Raw genomic sequence first — 15,937 nt, 5'->3', positions numbered from 1 at the left:
ATAACCGGTTTGCGTAGGGTAAAATGGGCTGGTAGTGGGTAAGCGGGGGCCTGCCTGCAGGTGATATTTGCTGGCAGCCATGTTCCGCATTTTGCCTAACGCTCGGGGCCGGATGTCTGACGTAAAACCCTTTAGGCTTAGAAGATCTTGCTAGTGCGGTGCCTCTTTTTGAGGGAGGGCCATTATTCAGAAAGTAATCGGGTAATGTGTTTTGCGCAAAGAGCATGGCGACCGAGGTTTAAGTTTTTCAGGTTTTGAATGCAGGCTACGTCGTCGTCGGGCATCCGGCGTCAAGCAATCATTAGGAGCGATGTGTGGAGTGTGATTATTACTTTGCCTATGGTTCGAACATGAACCCGGCACGAATGGCGGTGCGGGGCATGCGCTATCGGCAATCGTTACGGGCGCAATTACCCGGTTGGCAACTGGCATTCAATAAGCGCGCCCATGGCAAAGAAGGGATTGCCTACGCGAACATAGTGAATGCGGACCATGACGGGGCGGAAGTGCAGGGCGTCTTGTACCAATTATGGGACCACTGGGAAATCGAGCGTATGGACCCGTTCGAGGGCCACCCGACTCGTTATTGCCGTGAGCGACTGTTGGTGCAGAGTGATGAGGGCGAGCGGCACACCTGGGTTTATATCGCTAATACTGAGTGGCAAGCCGATGATCTTCGTCCGGAGCGCTGGTATCTGAATCACCTGCTCAGTGGACGCCCCTGGCTTAGTGCCGATTATTACCGGCACTTGCTGGCCACAACCTGTGTGGATGATTTTCTACCCACCCTGGCTACGCCCTAAGCCAGCACCGCCGTCGACCAGGTCAGCATGGCCAACACGGGCAAGGCGATAGCCAGTCGTCCTTCTAACTGTGCGCGATACGGCAGTAAAAACACCAGTGGCAGGCCGGCTATTGCCACCAGCCCCACGGACATAAAAAGCGCCAATCCCAGGGGCCAGATCGTTAACGTAACCCACAACGATAACGACAACAGCAACCAGCCGGGCCATCGGTAATAGCGCACGCGTTCCGGTTGCAACTTGCGACCCATGACCTGGTCATGGTGGCGTTTCATGGCCAGAGACAGGCTGGTCAAGCCGGCATAGGCCAGAGCGAGGGCAAGAAACAGTGGCGGGGCCATCGTCATGGGGTGTCTCCGGCAGGTTGCTTACTGATAGCCGTGTTGGCGGCGCGCGGCGTACGGGTACGGCGAGCTTTTGCCGGCAGCGGTTTGTGTTGCAAGCGCCACAGGGTATACCCGCCCAAAGCAGCAAGGATCAGGCAGACCAGATCGAAACTGGCGATGGCTGCATGTTGCCAGGCCAGAGGCGTAAACAGGTGCGACGCCGTGGTGAAGATGTTGACTACGGGTATGGCAAGCCAGAGTAGCGAGGCGGCAGCGACCTGCTCAATCCAGCCCTGGCGGTTAGGACGCAGCAGACCATGCACCAGTGACATCAGCCAAACAATGAAGAAGATCTGAATCTCGCGGTCTTCGCGAGCAGTCAGCGTGACCGGTAACAAACGGTTGGCCAGGAAGTAGGCGGCGATGGCCAGCATCAACCCGGTGATGGAGGCCATGTTCAGTCCGCTCACCATTTTCAGAGCCCGATCGGGCTGCTGATCCCGGCGTAATTGCTGGGTGCGTTTGCTCACCCACAGCAGCATGCCGGTCACGGTCATGGCGGAGCCGGCGACCCCGAACAGAAAGAACAGCCCGCGGGTTAGCGGGTCGGCGAAGCGAGCCATGTGCACACTGGTAAAGAAATTATAGATCCGCCAGCCCGGTGACACCGGATCATTGGCGGGGATACGCGTGTCGATCAGGTCACCGGTATTACCCTGGAATACTTGCGTTGGATCGCCACCGCGCTGGCGATCGGTGACCGCCGGGTCCCTGTCTACCTGCAAGGTAATTTGCGCGTTGTCCCGATTGGGGTTGGTGATCTGGATGCGTTCTACCGGTTTGCCGAAACGGGCTTCGGTTTGTTCGATCAATGGTCCGATTGCCAGCATTTCTTCCGGCGCACCAGGACGCGCCGGGGTTTCTCCCCGGGAAAACACCTCAGAAAAGAAGGCACGCCGATCTCCCTCGTATGCAGCGTCGATGCCCCAGGGCATGATCAGGGTCATAAACAGCAGCAGGCCGGAATAGGTGATCATGAAATGGTAGGGCAGTGCGAGTACCGCGGTAGCGTTGTGGGCGTCCAGCCAGGAGCGCTGCCCCTTGCCCGGCCGGAAGGTAAAGAAATCCTTGAAGATTTTCTTGTGGGTAATCACCCCGCTGATAATGGCAATCAGCATGAACATAGTGGCCAGGCAGACCAGCAATCGGGCCCACAGGCGGTCGATGCCGTACAGCTCAAAATGGAAACGGTAAAGAAAGTTGCCGCCGCGGGTGGCGCGTGGTGCAACGACCTCGCCGCTATCCGCATCCATGAGCATCTGTTCGCCACGCTGACGGCCTCCGTTTTTCGGCTGTTTGGCGGGTTGCCAGCGCAACTCGACGGCGGCCTGACGGGGGCCCGGCAAGTTGATGTCCCAGGATTTGGCATCCGGCGCCTTGGCATTCAGGGCTGCCATCGCCAGCTCGACCGTACCCGGTTGCAGGGTGGAATCATGTACTTCCGGCTGCATCCACAGCGTAATTTCTTCCCGGAAATAGGCGCTGGTGCCAGTAATAAAAATGGCCACCAGTAACCAGCCAAGTAACAAGCCGGCCCAGGTGTGTAGCCAGGCCATGGATTGTCGGAATGACTTATTCATACGGCAGTGCCCCATAAATACAAGGCGCCAAAGAGCAGGCCAGGAAGGAGAATGCCGGCCCATGCCAGCCAGCTGGAACGTGCGCAAAACGCCCAAATAGCTGCTGCAGAGTAAAGTAGGAGCGATAGCATGATGCCAATAATCACGGCCTGATCGCGGGCCATTGGTAATATCACGGCCAGCGCCATGGCTGCCAGGGACGCAAGGCCATAACCACCCAAAGCTGCAGCCAGAATGCGTGAAGTAATTGAGAAAGGTGTCATAAGTATGTAGAAACAAGCCAACAATAATGAGAATTGTTATTATCTACAAACAAACTGCAAAGGAAATGTAAATGTGGCGCCGCAGCGACATTCGAGTGTAAAGACTGTAAGAACAGCGAACTTTTCGATCAGGACGCGAAGGGGGTAGAGGCTGACACTTCCGGCTCTGATAGCGGTTGCTTGAGCCGCCAACGCAAGCGCCAGCCAAGGAAGACGGCGGCACTGGTCAAGCCCGCTACCAGACCGATCCAGAATCCGGCAGGGCCCATGGGCTCGACCCACCAATCAGTTAATGCCAGGCCGTACCCGATGGGCAGGCCGATGCCCCAGTAGGCCAGCAATGTCATTACCATGGGCCAGCCGGTATCTTCGAAACCGCGCAGGCACCCGTTGGCGCAAACCTGCAATGCATCCGAGATCTGGTACAGGGCCGCGAACAACAACAGGTAGCTGGCGAGTGCAATCACCGAGCCGTTGTCGGTATAAATACGGGGAATCCAGTGCCGGGCCAGCACCAGACTGGAGGCGGCGGTGATGCCCACCACCAGGGTGATTGCCATGGCCACCTGCACGGCCACGCGAATACCGTTTTGATCGCTGCGTCCTCGGGCGTGACCCACCCGAACGGTGGCGGCCAGGGCGAAACTCAGCGGCACCATAAAAATCAGGGAGGTGAAGTTGAGCGCGATCTGGTGGCTGGCGACGACCTGGGCCCCCAGGCTGCCGATGAGAAGGGCAATGACCGCAAAGATACTTACCTCAAAGAAAATTGACAGGCCTACGGGTAAGCCCAGCCGCAGCATGTAGGCTAGATTGGCGCGCTCGAAATGCCGCTGTCGCAGATTCAATGGTGCATGCTGATACACCGGGTGGCGATGGGTATAGACCATCATCATTATTGCCATGGACCACATTACCAGTGAGGTGGCCCAACCGCAGCCGACTCCCCCCATGGCTGGGAAGCCCAGTTTTCCGTAGATCAGCACATAGTTACTAGGGATGTTGATCATTAGGCCGATTACGCTGATTAGCAGCACCGGCCGGGTATGGTTCATGGCCTCGGTATAACTGCGCAACGCCAGCATAATGGCGGCGCCAGGCATGCCCCAGCTAAGCGCATCCAGGTAGCCGCTGACCATGGGTCGGATCGCCGGATCCACGTCCATCCATACCAATAACGGAGCAATGCTGCGTAGAATAAGTGCGCAAAGAACCCCTAGCACAAGAGCCAACCAGAGGCCCTGCTGGGCGAGGGGGTTAATGCGGTGATAAGCTTTGCCGCCGAGATGGCGCGACAGTATTGGGGTGGCGCTCATCAGTACGCCGGTCATGAACAGGAACAGAGGCACCCAAATGCTGGCGCCCACGGCCACCGCCGCCAAATCATTGGCGCCAACACGGCCGGCCATCATGGTGTCCACAAAGCCGTTGGCCGTTTGTGCCAGTTGCCCACCCAGAATTGGCAATGCGAGGGTGAGTTGGGCGGCAAGCTCTTGACGGCGGGATAACATAGGCAGGTGCCACTGTTGTAAGCGGAACGGGTGTGGTGAACGAAATAGAACAGAATCAGGTTCGCAAGACGGCGGCTACCATACCGCAAACTGCCTTGCAGGTGTACGCCAGTGGTGATCTGGAAACCCTGTTCCGGGCGACTTTTTTTCATTCCCACGACACGCTGTTAGAAGGGGGCGCGGCTGAGCCTGTGTACCTGCCCGGTTCCCCTCATCGCATTTGCTATACCCACGATTACTTCCGCAGTGCCTTACACGAAATCGCCCACTGGTGCGTGGCGGGCCCAGTACGCCGTCAGCAACAAGACTACGGTTACTGGTACGCACCGGATGGCCGCAGCGCGGATCAACAGGCGCAGTTTGTGCAGGTAGAGGTTTACCCCCAGGCGCTTGAAGCCTTGTTCTGTGCTGCCTGTGGGCACACCTTCCGAGTATCTCTGGATAACCTGAATGGTGAGGGCGGCGATGAAACGGCGTTTGCGGTGAAGGTAAAAGCAAAAGCAGAGCGCTTGTTGGCTGAAGGCCTTCCTGAGCGGCCGGCCCGCTGGTGTGATGTGCTGGCGCAGGCGTATGGGCGCGAGGAGATATCTTTGCAGCAAGCGCTGCAGTGCTTGTTTTCGTAGGCGGTAATCCGACTAAAGCCGGCCACTGCGTTTCAGTGCCAGATATAAATGATTCAACTGCTGGGGCATGTTCTGGGGCGTGGCGCTGGTGACCAAGGCGCCCGCGTGGCGCAGGCGGGTGTGTAGCTGCTGGCGTTGCTTTTGTTCCTGGGCATCGGCGCACAGGGTTAACGCTTGATCAAAATCTTCCACCGGCTGGCGCGCCAGGGCTTCCTGCTCTGGCAGCAGCATATCGGCGATCAACACCAGATGATGGCGGCGCATTAAACCAACCGCGCTGAGCAGATCATCCCGGTCTTCGTGCTGCAGCCGTGTTACCAGCACCACTAGCGCCCTTCGCCGGCTATGACGCACCAGCTGACGCGCTGCCAGGCTGAAGTCGCTGGCATGCCGGCTGGGATGCAAATCGTACAGTCCGTTGAGCAAATGGTTGATGCCATTTTGCCCCTGTACCGGTGGTAGCCAGCGAGGTTGATCGCCGGAGAACAACATGGCGCCAGCTTTGTCTTTTTGTTTGAGCGCACTCCAGGCTAGCAGCAGTGACGCATTCAGCGCATGGTCGAAGCCGGTGAGTTTGCCCACCGGCATGCCCAGCCGACGGCCACCATCGAGCATGATTAGTACTTGCTGATTTTGCTCATCCTGATACTCCCGGCTGATCAAGCTGCGGCGGCGCGCAGTGGCTTTCCAATCGATCTGCCGCAGGCTGTCGCCAGGGTGGTACTCGCGTAATTGGTGAAACTCCATGCCTTCGCCACGGCGAGGTTTGAGCCGCGTGCCGGTGAGCAGAAAGGAATGGTTGGCATCCAGCTGGGTTTGGCTGAGGCGGGAAAAATCCGGGTAGACCGGCACCGTGCAACGGGCCGGGCAAATTTTGCGTAGCGACCAGAAGCCCAGCTGGCTGGGAAACCAGAATTCCAGATCACCGAAATTTACCGGGCCACGTCGGCTGGGGCGGTAATGGTAGGTGAATTCAGTGAGCTCATTCTCGGCCCGGGCAAGCTGACAGGGCAGACCGGTTAGCATGTCGTCGCCGGGGTGATGGTCTGCCAGGGTGACGGTTGCGGGCAGATCGGCGGAGGTGATGCGTACCTTGATGGGATGCGGCTGCTGAACGGACAGGGCATTGGGGACGATGCGCTGTGCTGCTGGAGGCGGGCGGCGCCAGCCATGCAGCAAGTCGAGCAGGGCGAACGCCGCCAGTACAGCACCCGCTGCCCACCACAGCAGGCTGGCGATGTTGCCACTGAAAAACAGCAGCGAGATCGCGCTCAAGGCCCAGAGGGCCACGGCGAGGAGCAGGCGTGGGGCTGGCTTCATTGCCGCGGTGCTTCCACTTGGTCCAGCAGGCGGGCCAGTGCCGTCTCCGGGGTCTGCCCTTCGATTTCTGCGTCGGCGCTGAGTTGGATGCGATGGCGCAGTACGGGGCGAGCGACCTGCTGGATGTCGTCTGGGGTGACGAAGTCACGGCCTTCGAACATGGCATGCACGCGGGCCGCCCGGGCAAGCGCAATACTGGCCCGGGGGCTAGCGCCATGGGTCAGTCCGTTGAAGTCGCGAGTAGCGCGGACGATGCGCAGGGCATAGTCCAGCACTTGCGCGTCGATCAGTACGTCGTTGCTGAGCGCTTTCATGGCCTGCAAGCCGGCCGCATCGGTGGCCGGGATCAGGCTTTCCACATCCAAGCTGGCGCGGATGGTGCCGTCGAGCACCATGTTCACCAGCCGGGTTTCATCATCGTGAGCCGGATAATCAATCAACACTTTGAACAGAAAACGGTCCAGCTCCGCTTCTGGCAGCGGGTAGGTGCCTTCCTGGTCTAGCGGGTTCTGGGTGGCGAGCACCATGTAGGGTTCGCTGAGGGTGAAGGCCTTGCCTTCGATGGTGATTTGCCTCTCCTGCATCACTTCCAACAGGGCTGCTTGGGTTTTTGCCGGTGCCCGGTTGATCTCATCCGCCAACAGCAGCTGGGTAAAGGCCGGGCCGCGACGGATGCGAAATTGCTCGGTCTTTTGGTCGTACATGGCGTGGCCGGTCACGTCGGTGGGCATCAGGTCCGGGGTGAACTGGATGCGGTTAAAGTCTAGCTCCAGTACCCGCCCCAGGCTGCGTACCAATAGGGTTTTGCCTAAGCCGGGCACGCCCTCGATAAGCACGTGGCCGCCGGAAATAAGAGCGATGAGCACTTCACGGACAACCTGTTGTTGGCCAATCAGCACCTGATTGAGCCGGCTTTCAATGTCGTGGGCCAAGGCGGCCGCATCGGCGAGGGTGGCGGGTTGGCTCATATTGTTGTCCTTTTACGTTTTAACTGACGTTGGCGTGGTTGTCCGCGCCACTGTACCGCTGGAACCGGCATCAGTGACGGCAATTTTTCAGCGATTGTAATAATGAGACCTGCTGCGTGAACCGGTCTCGGGTGTCTGCTTGGCTCTGTAGTGCCGCGTCCAGTTCTTTTACTGGCACCGACAGCGCTTTTGCCGCCAGCGCCAGAGCCTTATTGCGTTGGTGATGGAAACGGAGCAGCTGTTGTTCTGCTTGTTTGCGCAGCTCTGCCAGCAGGGCCATTTGTTGGTTGGTGCGCCACTGAAAGTAACCGCTGGCGTGCAGGTGTTTCAGGTAATCACGGCGGCTTTCTTCGCGGGCTTGCTGCCGTGGCCCCTGGCGAGGAATGCGATGCCATAGCCATAGAACCAGCAAGATTAGCAGGGCAAACGCCAGCGCCGGGGCTTTTAGCCACAGCCACTGGGCCAGGGGCGGCATGGCCACCGAGCGGACAAACCACACGGGTTCTGCGCCGGTAAGCCAGGCCAGCAGCCAGGCATGATCGAAGTAGAGCAGCCGCTCGCTGGACCACAGGCTCAAATCGGTTAGCACGGAAATTTGCCCACTGCCAAGGCTCAGTTGTACCAGCTGACTGCCGTAATCATTATCTGCGTAGCCGGTGATTTCCACTGGCCATTCCAGGTGCGGGGCGTTGCCTTCTTCCTCGTCCCAGCTGTCGTGCCAAATCACATAGTCACTGAACAATTGCACCCGGCGATCTGGCTCGTTGTCACTCACATGCAAGGTCAGCGGTGTGGGTTCTGGTGGGGCATCACAGGCTAGCCGTGCGCAATCTTCGCGGAGTGCTTCGTTGTCGCTATGCAGACAATATTGCAGTGGGCTGTCGACAAAAGTCGGCAGGGCCATGAGCAGATCGCGTATTGCATCTTCTTGCCCAGCGTCACTGGGCACCGGAGAGTCCCACACGGTGATGCCTAGCGCGAATAACAACGGATCGTTATCTTGCCAGTCGCTGGCGCTAGCGTCAGATGTGTCGAGTATGCCGGGAAGAGGGCGCGCCTCCACTACCAGCTTGCCGCCGTCCTGCACCCACTCAAGCAGAGCGTTAACTTGGTTAGAGGTGAGCATGCCGCGGTGTTTATCGATCACGAGGGTGGTGCGGGTGTCTGGCAATGGGAATAGGGCGGCGGCACTGAGAATGCGTTTAGAGGGCTGGCCCCGTTGTGCCAGCCATTGCTGGGCGGCGCTATAGGGGTTGCGGGTAATGCTGCTGTCCGGCGCCACCCGTTTCATGTAGGTGACTGGCTCAGTGAGGGCGTAGTAGCCAGAGACCATGGCAAGCAACAGGGCAGCCAGTAGCCAGGGAAAGGCGCGGCGCAGCCGGGCGGTTTTACCCATGGTCTGCCTCCAGCGGATCCATTTGCTGCCAGTGCTGTGCCAGCGTGCGGACCTGTTCGTCACTGACCGGACGGTGGGCCCAGGCGGTGCTGATCCAAGCCTGGGTAAGGCGTTGCAGGTAGTCAATGGGTAGTGGGTTGCCGTGCTGCTGTTGCAGGGTGCGCAGGCATTGCTGCTCGGTGCTGCCTGCTGCCAGTGGCACCGGGTAGCGTGCCAGAACACCGGCCAGGGTGGCACGCATCAGTACGGCGAGAGCGGCGCGGGTATCTCCAGCCTTGAGTGCCTCTTCTACGGCCCGGTTCAGGTTTTTAGGCAGGCTGCGGTTACGAATATCCAGCCCGGCCACGTGGGTGGGAATGACCGGGCGTTTGTCTGAGTGATGCTTGCGCAGGCCGAACTGGTTGGCAACCTTGACGATCAACCACAGCGCCAGTGCCACAAACAGTGTCCAGAAAATCGCCCATAACAGGGCATCAGGAATATTCACGGGGGCGCTGGACGTATCGACTTTATCACCGTCCAGGATATCGAACAGAAACTCCCAGAGTTTTTCCATCCAGCTTTCGGAGTCACTGTTATCCCGGTTTATCCACTGCCGTTCGGTGTGCTCTTCCAGGGGCATGAAGTCTGGACTGGCCAGCAGTTCGATCACTTGTTGTTGTTCGCTGGTTGTGGTGCTTGAGGCGGCTGTTTGCGCCTGAGCGGGTTCCATAAACGGTGCCGCCAACATCAATACCAGCAGGGTGGCGATGATATTTTTGGCCGCGCGGCGGCGTTCTCCCAGCCGGGAGAGTCCGAGTTGCAGGTCCCAGCCCTCCAGCCAGGTGCGCTTGTTCAAGTAGAGGGCAAAGCCACAGGCTACATAGAGGGGCTCGGTGACACACAGCACCAGATAGAAACACAGCCCGGAGATAGCCAGTTGTAATGCGCTTTGTTCATAGAACCAATCACTAAACTCCAGGTTGAATTGCCAGGGCACCAGCATGTACAGCAACGCCATTAGCCCGAAGGTCATGAACTGTTCCAGGTGCAGTATCAGCAGGGTCAGCATGCCGCCCCGATTGGACGGGTAGCTGTTGAGTACTTTGAGTCGCTGGCTGGCGGTGTCTCCTTTCACTTGTTCAAGTTGCCACACGCAGGCATTGAAACTGCGCAGGGGGCTCAGGCGTCGCCAAGTGAGCTGGCCGGCCAGTCCGGGCAGGGCGTAACTGGGCCAGCGTTTAAGCAAGGCTTTTAGGGTGAGGGTTTCGCCAAACAGGGCATGGCTGTAAAAGGCCAACAGAGGCCGCTCCCACAGGGGCTTGAGCCACCAGAATACGAAGAGCGGCCAGAGGCTGTTGTCCACCGCGGCCAGTGTTAGCAGTAGGGCATACGGCACCGCGGTAAATAGCAGCCACACAGCGGTAATGGGCCCGGCCCAATGGCGGTAGAACTGCGTGCCCAGATCTGTTGCCTGCCAGGGGGTGCGCGGCGCTAGACGAGCGCTAGCCTTCTCGAGTTCCATCCCGCCCCCCGAAGAAAAGATATAGATACAAAAGGACCCAGCAGGCTGCGCCCACGCTGTATTTGATAGCCGCCGCCAGGTCCCGTGGTGACCAGAACGCTTCAATAAAGGCCGCCAGCAGTAACAGAGCAAACACTCCGTACATGGTGGGCAGCGCATCCCGGGCCGCCAGGCGCAGGGCGTCCAACCGCGACCAGGGGCCGGGAGCAATAATGGCCCAGCCAAGCCGTAGTCCCGCGCCACCGGCTAGCACAATAGCGGTAAGCTCTGGGGCGCCGTGGGCAATCACAAAGGTGAAGAAGGGTTCTTGGGCACCCACGTTGATTAAGTGCCCGGCGGCGGCGCCAAAGAAGCTGCCGTTGAACAGCATCACCACCAGCGCGCCTACGCCTAACAGCAAGCCGCTGGCGAAGGTACGGAAGGCGATGCCGATATTGTTCTGGATATAATGGCCGAACATCATTACATCGTCATCGCCGCTGCGCTCGCTCTTCATGCCCGCCTGGTTATCCGGCTGGTACATGCTTTCCAGGCTGGTAATGCTGGCTTCGTCCACCACGGAGTAGATCATTTCGGGTTGTTGATGCACCAGTGCCCATACCAACGCCATAGACAGCACGAAGGTCAGGGCGCTGACCAGATGCCAGCGCCACTGGCGGCGGACTGCTTGGGGGAAGTCGCTGGCGATGAAGGTACCGATACGATCCGCTAGTGAGGGGTTGTAGCGATACAGTTGACGATGGGCGCGGAGCATCAGGTTGTTGAGGAACTGTTGCAGCTGAACGCTGTAGCCCCTTTCGCGGGCTAGGGCCAGTTGATGGCAAAGCTTGCGGTAGTCGGTAACGAAGGTATTCAGGGGCAGCGTGTTCTTCTTGCTTACGTGCAGTGATTCAAGCTGCTCCAGCTGGTTCTCCAGTGCCTGCCATTGCGAACGATATTGTTGTTCAAAGCGGGCCTGTTTCATGCTGGGCCCTCCACCAGATAGCGGCTCACGGCCTTTAGGCGTTGTAATGCTTGGGCCGGTGTCAATTCAGGGTAAACCAGCAATGCCAGCTCTTGCTGGCGAGCGTCAGAAAATTGTTCATGGCGCTCATAGAATGCCAGCAAGGCTAGCTGATCATCACGATTCAACGGCCAGTCCGGGGCCTGGCTTTCGCCACGGCGATGCTCGCTGATTGCGGGTGTCTCTTCCACGTGGATAACCAATGTATTGGCGGCCATGTCACCAAGCCGCTGATAACGAGGGCTCATCAGGGTGCAGACAAACCCGAGTAGGTAGAACAGGGGAAAGGCGTCGGCGGTGCGCAACAGGTTGCGAATCAGGCTGCCGTTGAAGCTCAAGGGGCTGCCATTAGCGTGGACCACCACAATGCCCATGGCTTTTTTACCGGGAGTTTGTCCGTGACGAAAGGCCTCAAACAGGGTGGGGTAAAACCATTCCAGCACGAAGGCCAGAATCAGCAGCAGCCCCATGCCGGCCTTGCCCAGGGCTGCCAATATAGCGGCAAGCGCTCCGTAGATCACCAGCCGAATGGCCAAGTCGATGGCGTAGGCCAGTGCCCGAGGCACCGGCCCGGCCAGCGACAGGCTGAGCATGGCACCTTCTGGTGTTTCTACTTCCAGACGTTCATCAATCAGCATTCTGGCCCTGACGAATTTGCAGCGCGGCAAACACAAAGACCATGACGGTGAGTGTAGTTTTGACTATGGCTAGGGTACGGACCGGGGGTGGATCCAGAAGCTGGATCGCATAACCACAGAAATAAAACAGTATTAGGAAGCACAGCCAAGTGGCTTGGCGACGGTTCCCGCTAATCACTGCAGGAATCATGAGGAACAGCGGCAGGTACAACACTAGTGCAATGATCACACTGGAAGCGATATGGGCATCTGGCGGCGCCAGAGTGAACAGGCCACTGATGCCGACAAGCAAAAGCAGGGCGTAGCTAATACGAAGTAAAACGAGGTTCATCATCAAGCCTTCAGTTGGCGGGCCAATAACGCCAGGCGTTTGCCCAGTGCACGTGCCAGGGTGATTTCGTGTTCGGTCAGTGCCGGGTCGCCCTGGCTGCCGGAAACATGGGTGGGACCGTAGGGTGTGCCACCGCTTTGGGTATCCAGCAAGGCGGCTTCGGAGTAAGGAACACCGGCCAGCACCATACCGTGGTGCAATAAAGGCGTCATCATGGAAAGCAGCGTGCTTTCCTGACCGCCGTGCAAGCTGCCGGTGGCACTAAAGACGCCCGCAGGCTTGCCGATCAGGGAGCCGTTCATCCACAGCTCGCTGGTCTGATCAATGAAATATTTCAGCGGCGCGGCCATATTGCCAAAACGGGTGGGGGAGCCCAGAGCCAGACCCTGACACCCGGCCAGATCATCCAGTGTGGCGTAGGGCGCACCCTGATCCGGGATTGCCGGTTCACTGGCTTTGCAGTTAGCAGATACCGCGGGAACGGTGCGCAGGCGGGCTTCCATTGCGGTGCTTTCAATACCGCGAGCCACCTGTTGTGCCAGGTTGGCAACGCTGCCGTTGCGGCTGTAATAAAGCACCAGTACATAATCGGTCATGGGCGATTTAGTCCAATAACGTCAGGGCGTTTTCCGGTGGGCGGCCGAGAACGGCCTGATCCCCTTTAACGACGATGGGGCGCTCAATCAGTTTTGGGTACTGAGTCATGGCGGTAATCACATTGTCATCGTTGCTCTGCGCGGTGAGTCCTGCGGTTTTGTAATCCGCCTCCTTGTTGCGTACCAGGTCATGGGCACGGGTGAATCCCAGCTTGGTGATGAGACTCTTCAGGGTGGCGGCATCGGGAATATCGTCCAGATACTTTACGATGATGGGGGTAATACCCCTTTCTTCCAGTAACGCCAGAGTCTGCCGCGATTTGGAGCAGCGTGGATTGTGGAAGATAGTGTAGTCGCTCATGAGATTGCATATCCTGTGTCGTAACGCTGTCATTGTAAGCTGCACAGGGGTGGTGGCAAGGGTAGGGTCAATGAGAAAGGATGCGAAGTGTATGGAGAATGAACAGCCGGTAATTCCAGTGCAGGCCCGATTCAATTCCATTAAGGCATTTTTTGTGCTGCTGGTGCGCCAGTTTAATGAAGATGGCTGCCGGCAGAGTGCTGCGGCGCTAACCTACACCACATTGTTTGCCATCGTTCCCGTGATGACGGTGAGTTTTGTGGTGCTTTCCTCCGTGCCCGCGCTGCAAGGCAAGAGCGCCCAACTCCAAGAGTGGGCGTTTGAGTATTTTGTTCCCTCGGCGGGCAACATGCTGCTCGATCACCTGCAGTCCTTCGCCAAACAGGCCACCAACCTCACCGTGCTGGGCATTGTGTTCTTGGTAGTGACGTCAGTTTTAATGCTAAGTACCGTCGAGCAAACCCTGAACCGTATATGGAAAGTGCAGACGCCGCGTAAAGGGTTGGTCAGCTTGTTGATGTATTGGGCTCTGTTGTCACTGGGCCCGATTTGCCTGGGTCTGGGTCTGGCGATCACTTCCTATCTCACCTCGCAGGCTATTTTCAGTGACACGGTCAGTTATCTGGGCGGGGTGCGATTGTGGCTGGCTGTGCTGCCGTTCCTGTTCACCACCGCCATGCTGACACTTATGTACACGGTGGTGCCCAACACCACGGTTCCGTTTCGCCAAGGCGTGTTAGGGGCGGCGATGGCGGCGCTATTGTTCGAATTGGCGAAAGGGGCCTTTACCTTTTTTATCAAACAGGCTCCCAGTTACCAGGTGGTGTATGGCGCCTTCGCTGCCGTGCCGGTATTTCTGCTGTGGATTTATATTTCCTGGACCATTGTGCTCGGTGGTGCGGAACTGGTGCGGGCATTAGTGGTGTTTCAGGAGCACCAGCGCCAGGTGCCACGCATGCATGCCCTAGTGCGTTTGCTTAATGTTTTCTGGCAGCGTCAACAGAGCGGCAAGGTGCTGCGCAGCAAAGAAATTCGTCAAGTGATGCAGGAATCGGGTATCAGCCAATGGGATGAATTTCGCAATCTATTAGTGAACGCAAATTTAATCCGACGCACTGACGAGGGCGGCTACATCCTCAGCCGCGATCTGCGTAATATATCGCTGGGCCAATTGGTAGCCATGCTGCCTTGGCCAGCGCATACCCAGCTAAGGGTTAGGCAACAGCCCGAGTCATTACCATGGGAGCAAGCATTAAAGTCACGCATGGATGAGGCCCGCGAAGGCATGATGGCGCCCTTGGATATTAGTCTGGATGCATTGTTCAGTGCTCCATCCGCAGAGAAAGAGCGGCACCCTGAGCAACAGGGCCGCAACGATTGACCACGGGGAGAACCATGACGACGAAGCATGTACTGGTGAGTGGCATTGTGCAGGGTGTAGGCTACCGGGCCTGGGCCCGGCAGGAAGCCACCCGTCGCAACCTCACGGGTTGGGTTCGTAACTGTGCTGATGGCCGGGTGGAGGCTCTGCTAGAGGGCGAAGCCGATGCAGTGGACGACATGCTCAATGCCATGCATCAAGGCCCGGCCTTGGCACAGGTGGACAGAATTCTGGTGGAAGAGGGCAATAATGATGACGATGGCCCCCGTTCCACGCACTTTGAGGTAACGTGATGAAACAGGTTGAGCTGGTCAATGGTGATCTGCGTTTTCCTGCCTTGATGGCCGGTAATGGCGAGCCGGTTATTTTGCTACACGGTTTTCCCGATACCTACGAAAACTGGGCGGTGCAGATTAATGCCTTGGCGGATGCGGGGTATACGGCTATCGCACCGGCTCTGCGCGGTTACTCCCCCGGCTGCCAGCCGGGCAATGGCGACTGTTCCCTGTATGCCGCTGTGGATGACCTGATGGTGTTTGCCGCCCAGTTAGGGGGGCGTGTGCATTTAATAGGCCATGACTGGGGCGCCGTGGTGGGTTATCTGGCCTGTGCTCAATCTCCGGAGACTTTCTGTTCGTTCAGTGCCTTGGCTATTCCGCCGGTCCGTCGCATTCCCCAAGCCCTGCTAAAGGTACCGGAACAGGTGTTATTGAGCGGCTACATGCAGTTTTTCCAGCTGCCGCTGGCACCGGAGGCCTGGCTCCAGCGAGGTGATCTGGATGGCGTGACAACGTTATGGCAACGCTGGTCGCCGGATTGGGAGCCGGGGCTTTATCTGGACAATGCCAAGCACACCTTGGCTGAACCGGGGGTAATTCCCGCTGCGTTGTCTTGGTATCGGTCATTATTCAAAGTGTGGAAAAAAGAACACCGTCAGGTTAGGGGTTGGTTAGGCTTGAATATCGCTACGCCTACCCAAATTTTAATCGGCGAAAACGATGGTTGCATGAGCCCCAAGCTGCTGGAACATACCCTTGTTGAAAGTGACTTCAGTGGCGGCGTGGAGCTTCAGGTACTGCCCAATGCCGGGCATTTTCTGCACCTGGAGCAGCCAGAAGCGGTCAATCACCATCTGATTCGGTTGCTTAATAATACCCAGTGCGAATGAAGACACTGCGTTAATGAGGCGAGTGGCAGGGGGGCGGCTAATCCTGGCGTTCCCACCGTTGATTTTCGCCCCCTTCATACTCTGCGCTATACTACGCGCCCCTAT

The 15,937-nt window shown here is 58.0% G+C and carries 18 protein-coding genes; 5 read left to right on the top strand and 13 right to left on the bottom strand.

Going from position 1 to position 15,937, the window contains the following annotated elements:
• Positions 1 to 314 precede the first annotated feature (314 nt).
• Positions 315 to 803, top strand: a complete 489-nt coding sequence (locus AS19_RS08065; RefSeq protein ID WP_052753749.1) for a gamma-glutamylcyclotransferase family protein — start codon at positions 315 to 317, stop codon at positions 801 to 803.
• On the opposite strand, the gene AS19_RS08060 is transcribed toward AS19_RS08065, so the two are convergent.
• From AS19_RS08060 to AS19_RS08045, 4 genes are all read right to left on the bottom strand, one after another.
• A complete protein-coding gene (locus AS19_RS08060) occupies positions 800 to 1,150 on the bottom strand; it encodes a DUF3325 domain-containing protein (RefSeq protein WP_052753748.1) in 351 nt (116 codons plus the stop codon). The genes AS19_RS08065 and AS19_RS08060 overlap by 4 nt on opposite strands.
• Entirely contained in the window at positions 1,147 to 2,769 is a 1,623-nt protein-coding gene (locus AS19_RS08055) for a PepSY domain-containing protein (RefSeq protein WP_046961910.1), read from the bottom strand. Before AS19_RS08055 ends, AS19_RS08060 begins: the two co-directional genes overlap by 4 nt.
• On the bottom strand, positions 2,766 to 3,032 hold the full coding sequence (locus tag AS19_RS08050; protein WP_035460288.1) for a DUF3649 domain-containing protein: 267 nt from the start codon (positions 3,030 to 3,032) through the stop codon (positions 2,766 to 2,768). The genes AS19_RS08055 and AS19_RS08050 overlap by 4 nt, the downstream gene beginning before the upstream one ends.
• A gap of 128 nt (positions 3,033 to 3,160) precedes the next feature.
• Positions 3,161 to 4,543 (bottom strand): MATE family efflux transporter, encoded by a 1,383-nt coding sequence (locus AS19_RS08045; RefSeq protein ID WP_011588835.1) that lies wholly within the window; start codon positions 4,541 to 4,543, stop codon positions 3,161 to 3,163.
• A gap of 35 nt (positions 4,544 to 4,578) precedes the next feature.
• Between AS19_RS08045 and AS19_RS08040 the strand changes: the two genes are divergently transcribed.
• Positions 4,579 to 5,166, top strand: a complete 588-nt coding sequence (locus tag AS19_RS08040; RefSeq protein WP_231860745.1) for an elongation factor P hydroxylase — start codon at positions 4,579 to 4,581, stop codon at positions 5,164 to 5,166.
• Positions 5,167 to 5,178: 12 nt separating this feature from the next.
• Here the strand turns inward: AS19_RS08040 and AS19_RS08035 are convergent, their stop codons facing one another.
• The 9 genes from AS19_RS08035 to arsC form a co-directional block, all read right to left on the bottom strand.
• Entirely contained in the window at positions 5,179 to 6,486 is a 1,308-nt protein-coding gene (locus AS19_RS08035; protein WP_011588833.1) for a DUF58 domain-containing protein, read from the bottom strand.
• Positions 6,483 to 7,454 (bottom strand): MoxR family ATPase, encoded by a 972-nt coding sequence (locus AS19_RS08030; RefSeq protein WP_046961909.1) that lies wholly within the window; start codon positions 7,452 to 7,454, stop codon positions 6,483 to 6,485. The genes AS19_RS08035 and AS19_RS08030 overlap by 4 nt, the downstream gene beginning before the upstream one ends.
• A gap of 70 nt (positions 7,455 to 7,524) precedes the next feature.
• Positions 7,525 to 8,850: a DUF4350 domain-containing protein gene (locus AS19_RS08025; RefSeq protein ID WP_046961908.1), complete on the bottom strand. Its 1,326-nt coding sequence runs from the start codon at positions 8,848 to 8,850 to the stop codon at positions 7,525 to 7,527.
• Entirely contained in the window at positions 8,843 to 10,354 is a 1,512-nt protein-coding gene (locus AS19_RS08020) for a DUF4129 domain-containing protein (RefSeq protein WP_035460293.1), read from the bottom strand. The genes AS19_RS08025 and AS19_RS08020 overlap by 8 nt, the downstream gene beginning before the upstream one ends.
• Positions 10,335 to 11,318: a stage II sporulation protein M gene (locus tag AS19_RS08015; RefSeq protein ID WP_035460294.1), complete on the bottom strand. Its 984-nt coding sequence runs from the start codon at positions 11,316 to 11,318 to the stop codon at positions 10,335 to 10,337. The genes AS19_RS08020 and AS19_RS08015 overlap by 20 nt, the downstream gene beginning before the upstream one ends.
• Entirely contained in the window at positions 11,315 to 11,995 is a 681-nt protein-coding gene (locus tag AS19_RS08010) for an RDD family protein (protein ID WP_051428730.1), read from the bottom strand. The genes AS19_RS08015 and AS19_RS08010 overlap by 4 nt, the downstream gene beginning before the upstream one ends.
• Positions 11,985 to 12,329, bottom strand: a complete 345-nt coding sequence (locus AS19_RS08005; protein ID WP_011588827.1) for a DUF2069 domain-containing protein — start codon at positions 12,327 to 12,329, stop codon at positions 11,985 to 11,987. Before AS19_RS08005 ends, AS19_RS08010 begins: the two co-directional genes overlap by 11 nt.
• Positions 12,329 to 12,922 (bottom strand): NAD(P)H:quinone oxidoreductase, encoded by a 594-nt coding sequence (gene wrbA / locus AS19_RS08000; RefSeq protein ID WP_011588826.1) that lies wholly within the window; start codon positions 12,920 to 12,922, stop codon positions 12,329 to 12,331. The genes AS19_RS08005 and wrbA overlap by 1 nt, the downstream gene beginning before the upstream one ends.
• 7 nt (positions 12,923 to 12,929) lie before the next feature.
• Complete coding sequence (gene arsC / locus AS19_RS07995; RefSeq protein WP_011588825.1) at positions 12,930 to 13,283, bottom strand: arsenate reductase (glutaredoxin); 354 nt, start codon at positions 13,281 to 13,283, stop codon at positions 12,930 to 12,932.
• Between the two features lie 91 nt (positions 13,284 to 13,374).
• Between arsC and AS19_RS07990 the strand changes: the two genes are divergently transcribed.
• From AS19_RS07990 to AS19_RS07980, 3 genes are read left to right on the top strand one after another with little or no spacing between them, the layout of a single operon-like run.
• Entirely contained in the window at positions 13,375 to 14,664 is a 1,290-nt protein-coding gene (locus AS19_RS07990; RefSeq protein ID WP_041704962.1) for a YihY family inner membrane protein, read from the top strand.
• Positions 14,665 to 14,678: 14 nt separating this feature from the next.
• Positions 14,679 to 14,957, top strand: coding sequence for an acylphosphatase (locus AS19_RS07985; protein WP_011588823.1), 279 nt, complete (start codon positions 14,679 to 14,681; stop codon positions 14,955 to 14,957).
• On the top strand, positions 14,957 to 15,832 hold the full coding sequence (locus AS19_RS07980) for an alpha/beta fold hydrolase (protein ID WP_035460300.1): 876 nt from the start codon (positions 14,957 to 14,959) through the stop codon (positions 15,830 to 15,832). The genes AS19_RS07985 and AS19_RS07980 overlap by 1 nt, the downstream gene beginning before the upstream one ends.
• The last annotated feature ends 105 nt before the right edge of the window (positions 15,833 to 15,937 follow it).

The organism is Alcanivorax sp. NBRC 101098, from assembly GCF_001010505.1.
Lineage (GTDB): Bacteria > Pseudomonadota > Gammaproteobacteria > Pseudomonadales > Alcanivoracaceae > Alcanivorax > Alcanivorax borkumensis.
Note: the sequence above shows the minus strand (reverse complement) of the source record. Positions and strands in the feature narration are given on the sequence as shown.

Coding starts and splice junctions, on each gene's coding strand:
- AS19_RS08060 (WP_052753748.1), bottom strand. CDS start 1,150: ATGACGATGGCCCCGCCACTGTTTCTTGCCCTCGCTCTGGCCTATGCC.
- AS19_RS08055 (WP_046961910.1), bottom strand. CDS start 2,769: ATGAATAAGTCATTCCGACAATCCATGGCCTGGCTACACACCTGGGCC.
- AS19_RS08050 (WP_035460288.1), bottom strand. CDS start 3,032: ATGACACCTTTCTCAATTACTTCACGCATTCTGGCTGCAGCTTTGGGT.
- AS19_RS08045 (WP_011588835.1), bottom strand. CDS start 4,543: ATGTTATCCCGCCGTCAAGAGCTTGCCGCCCAACTCACCCTCGCATTG.
- AS19_RS08035 (WP_011588833.1), bottom strand. CDS start 6,486: ATGAAGCCAGCCCCACGCCTGCTCCTCGCCGTGGCCCTCTGGGCCTTG.
- AS19_RS08030 (WP_046961909.1), bottom strand. CDS start 7,454: ATGAGCCAACCCGCCACCCTCGCCGATGCGGCCGCCTTGGCCCACGAC.
- AS19_RS08025 (WP_046961908.1), bottom strand. CDS start 8,850: ATGGGTAAAACCGCCCGGCTGCGCCGCGCCTTTCCCTGGCTACTGGCT.
- AS19_RS08020 (WP_035460293.1), bottom strand. CDS start 10,354: ATGGAACTCGAGAAGGCTAGCGCTCGTCTAGCGCCGCGCACCCCCTGG.
- AS19_RS08015 (WP_035460294.1), bottom strand. CDS start 11,318: ATGAAACAGGCCCGCTTTGAACAACAATATCGTTCGCAATGGCAGGCA.
- AS19_RS08010 (WP_051428730.1), bottom strand. CDS start 11,995: ATGCTGATTGATGAACGTCTGGAAGTAGAAACACCAGAAGGTGCCATG.
- AS19_RS08005 (WP_011588827.1), bottom strand. CDS start 12,329: ATGATGAACCTCGTTTTACTTCGTATTAGCTACGCCCTGCTTTTGCTT.
- wrbA (WP_011588826.1), bottom strand. CDS start 12,922: ATGACCGATTATGTACTGGTGCTTTATTACAGCCGCAACGGCAGCGTT.
- arsC (WP_011588825.1), bottom strand. CDS start 13,283: ATGAGCGACTACACTATCTTCCACAATCCACGCTGCTCCAAATCGCGG.
- AS19_RS07990 (WP_041704962.1), top strand. CDS start 13,375: ATGGAGAATGAACAGCCGGTAATTCCAGTGCAGGCCCGATTCAATTCC.
- AS19_RS07985 (WP_011588823.1), top strand. CDS start 14,679: ATGACGACGAAGCATGTACTGGTGAGTGGCATTGTGCAGGGTGTAGGC.
- AS19_RS07980 (WP_035460300.1), top strand. CDS start 14,957: ATGAAACAGGTTGAGCTGGTCAATGGTGATCTGCGTTTTCCTGCCTTG.